The following is a 3,044-nucleotide window of genomic DNA, read 5'->3' as shown; positions in this document are numbered from 1 at the left end:
ACGAACTAAGCTGGAAGTTACTAACGAACCGTGCATTGCGGAGAATAACGAACCACCAAATACACCAGCTACGCCGAGCATGTGGAAGGGGTGCATGAGGATGTTGTGCTCTGCTTGGAAGACGATCATGAAGTTGAACGTTCCGGAGATACCTAAAGGCATACCGTCAGAGAACGAACCTTGACCGATTGGGTAGATCAAGAATACTGCAGTTGCAGCCGCTACGGGAGCGGAGTAAGCAACACAGATCCAAGGACGCATACCTAAACGGTAGGAGAGTTCCCACTCACGACCCATGTAGCAGAAGATGCCAATGAGGAAGTGGAATACTACGAGTTGGTAAGGACCGCCGTTGTACAACCACTCGTCTAAGGAAGCAGCTTCCCAGATTGGGTAGAAGTGAAGACCGATGGCGTTGGAGGAAGGAATTACAGCACCAGAAATGATGTTGTTTCCGAACATTAAAGAACCTGCGACTGGTTCACGGATTCCGTCGATGTCCACTGGGGGAGCAGCGATGAAAGCGATGATGAAACAGATTGTTGCAGAAAGAAGTGTAGGAACCATTAATACACCGAACCAACCGATGTAAATACGGTTTTCAGTGGATGCGATCCAGCTACAAAATCTTTCCCATACATTTGCGCTTTCGCGACGTTGTAAGGTAGTAGTCATTTGTTTATGATTGCTATGAATTTTCTAGGTGCGGTGTTGATTGCTCAACCCCTATGCACTCAATATTAGAGTATTTGTTTCTGATTGTAAAGGGGCTTCACAATTTCTTAACGATTAGATCGCAGTCAAACTAGCCCGATCTGGAGATATTCGTATTGGGGATCGAGACGTTATCTCTATACAGAGTGTGCTTCTCATCATTCTAGAGATACTAAATGAGAAACTTTACCAGCGATAAATATTTATCCTGGCGGCCAAGTCATCATCCGTTTGCCTAGCAGATGCAAATGGAGGTGAAATACTGTCTGACCGCCATGTTCGCCCGTATTGATAACAATCCTGTAACCTTCATCCAAACCTTGCTGAGTAGCTACTCTCTTTGCTGTTAACAAAAGTTCACCGAGCAAATTGGCATCAGCATCGGTAGCTGTGGCGATCGAGACGATCGGTTGTTTGGGGATGATGAGGATATGAACGGGTGCTTGAGGATTGACGTCACGGAAGGCAAGTGTCAGATCGTCTTCATAAACGATGTCTGCGGGGATTTCCTTGCGGATGATTTTACTGAAAATTGTGTCGCTCATATTAGTGAATCGATTTGGGGCGATCTTACTCACCATCATCTTTACAGATCGAGTGTCGATCGCCGCCTTCCTCATTAGTGGTTCGATCGCTAGTAGAGAGCGAGTTAAACTTCGACTGCCGCTTTAGCGACTGGCTGGAGCAAGCTAACCAAATGACCATCCGGAGTCCGGATCGCCGCGACCTTGCCAAAAGAAGGTTCGCGGACGCGACCTTCGAGACTGGCACCGAGTTGTTCGAGAGTCGAGATCGCACTATGAATATCATCGACATGAAAGCTTAAAATCGGTGAGGAACCAGTCTCCGCATCCGATTCAGCGGCATGTAATGCCAGAGTTGTCCCATTAGCATCGAGTTCCGCCCAACCAGGGCTAGACATTTTTACTGGTAATCCCAAGCCTTCGCTATAAAACTTTAGCGAGGCGGGGATACTTTTCACCATCAACATAATGTGCTTGAATTCAGTTGCCATAACTTTATGTGCGAGCTGTAAGTGGGCTTATGCTCAGTATAAATGCCCTGTCAGCTACTGTGGTATGGAGATCGAGTCCAAAGTGTCGATCCTCATGCTGAGGGGCTTTGCCAACGCGATCGAATATCAAGATTTATGTCGCTAAGTTGAAGAAAAGCAGATGATTTGAGCTTAGCTCGCTAACAAATGTTAAGTTCTTGATTGCAAATTGTGTCGGATAAAGCGAGAAAGTCCCAGCCATTATAGATTTTCTGCTAAAACTACTAGAGAGTGATGACTCAGGAGTCGATCGAGCGCAGACGCTACAGACAACTGCTATGAAAGTTACTGCTCGATCGGTAGTGGATCGATAACATCCGCAATTTTTTCATAAATTCTTAGATCCCAAATTTTATCTTCTGTAGGAGCAATACCGAATGTTCACCAACGTCAAGTCCACCATTAGACATATCGCCCCCGCTGAGATTCGGGGCAGACAGTTATTAAAGGTGGTCTATGTCGTGCTAGAGCCACAGTATCAGAGTGCGATCTCTGCTGCCGTGAACGCCATTAACGACCACAACCCCAAAGTCGCGATCGAAATTAGTGGCTATCTTCTAGAGGAACTTCGCGATCCTACTAACTACGCCGCACTGCAAGAGGATGTCTCTCGCGCCAATATCTTCATCGCTTCACTGATTTTTATCGAAGATTTGGCGGACAAACTCGTAGCAGCCGTCGAACCGTATCGCGATAGCTTAGATGTAGCGGTGATCTTCCCATCGATGCCCGCAGTGATGCGGTTGAATAAGATGGGTAGTTTCTCGCTGGCTACTTTGGGTCAATCCAAAAGTGCGATCGGCGAATTCATGAAGAAGCGCAAAGCGAAAGCTGGCGCGGGTAGCTTCCAAGATGGGATGCTCAAGTTATTGAACACGCTCCCCAATATTCTCAAGTATCTGCCGATGGAAAAAGCCCAGGATGCGCGCAACTTTATGTTGAGCTTCCAGTACTGGCTCGGTGGTACCCCTGAAAACCTCGAAAACTTCTTGTTGATGTTGGCGGATCGGTATGTATTAAAAGAAGATAATACCCTCAACTCAACTGAATCAGCGGGTGAGATTAAATATCAAGATCCAGTCACCTTCCCCGACATGGGGATTTGGCATCCCCTCGCGCCGCAGATGTTCGAGGATGTGAAGGAGTATCTCAACTGGTTTAATAGTCGGCGGGATATTTCCCTCGATCGCAAAGACCCCAACGCCCCCTGTATCGGTCTAGTATTGCAGCGTACCCACATCGTCACTGGCGATGCCGCACATTATGTCGCGATGGT

Annotated in this window: 3 protein-coding genes and 1 pseudogene; 1 reads left to right on the top strand and 3 read right to left on the bottom strand. The window is 47.2% G+C overall.

Annotated elements, in window-relative coordinates:
• The 3 genes and pseudogenes from RMO84_RS05065 to RMO84_RS05055 form a co-directional block, all read right to left on the bottom strand.
• Positions 1-675, bottom strand: a pseudogene (locus RMO84_RS05065) (photosystem II q(b) protein); the annotation flags it as partial.
• Between the two features lie 242 nt (positions 676-917).
• Complete coding sequence (locus RMO84_RS05060; RefSeq protein WP_310487387.1) at positions 918-1,259, bottom strand: histidine triad nucleotide-binding protein; 342 nt, start codon at positions 1,257-1,259, stop codon at positions 918-920.
• 104 nt (positions 1,260-1,363) lie between these two features.
• A complete protein-coding gene (locus RMO84_RS05055; RefSeq protein WP_310487386.1) occupies positions 1,364-1,729 on the bottom strand; it encodes a VOC family protein in 366 nt (121 codons plus the stop codon).
• A 416-nt stretch (positions 1,730-2,145) separates the two neighbouring features.
• Between RMO84_RS05055 and RMO84_RS05050 the strand changes: the two genes are divergently transcribed.
• A partial coding sequence (locus RMO84_RS05050) for a DUF3479 domain-containing protein (protein ID WP_310487385.1) occupies positions 2,146-3,044 on the top strand: 899 nt, incomplete at its 3' end.

The organism is Chamaesiphon sp. VAR_69_metabat_338 (assembly GCF_031423935.1).
In the GTDB taxonomy this organism is placed as follows: domain Bacteria; phylum Cyanobacteriota; class Cyanobacteriia; order Cyanobacteriales; family Chamaesiphonaceae; genus Chamaesiphon.
Note: the sequence above shows the minus strand (reverse complement) of the source record. Positions and strands in the feature narration are given on the sequence as shown.